This window comes from Zoogloea sp. LCSB751 (assembly GCF_002028455.1).
Classification (GTDB): Bacteria; Pseudomonadota; Gammaproteobacteria; order Burkholderiales; family Rhodocyclaceae; genus Zoogloea.
Genome location: NZ_MWUM01000513.1, coordinates 1 through 244, shown reverse-complemented (window position 1 = coordinate 244; position 244 = coordinate 1). Strand labels below are relative to the sequence as shown.

The following is a 244-nucleotide window of genomic DNA, read 5'->3' as shown; positions in this document are numbered from 1 at the left end:
TCTAGTTCCTCAGGGCATTATTTATCTAAAGGAGATACTTTAGATTTTAAACCTACATCTCTTAAATTATTAGATGAACTACTCAAAGCTAGCGCATTTATTATGGAGAGGGCTAAGGAAGAAGAAAAAAATTATTCTCCTATTAGTGTTCTTCCTAAGATGAACACTAATACAGAACCAAGTAAGTTAGTTATAAATGCTTCTTTGGATTCAAAAATAGTAGATTTACTTTGTGCAACTCAAG

General features: G+C 31.1%; 1 protein-coding gene. It reads left to right on the top strand.

All coding sequences use genetic code 11. The features are described 5' to 3' along the window. Window positions 1-244: hypothetical protein (locus tag B4920_RS29695; protein ID WP_216820123.1), on the top strand; the 244-nt coding region annotated here is incomplete at both ends.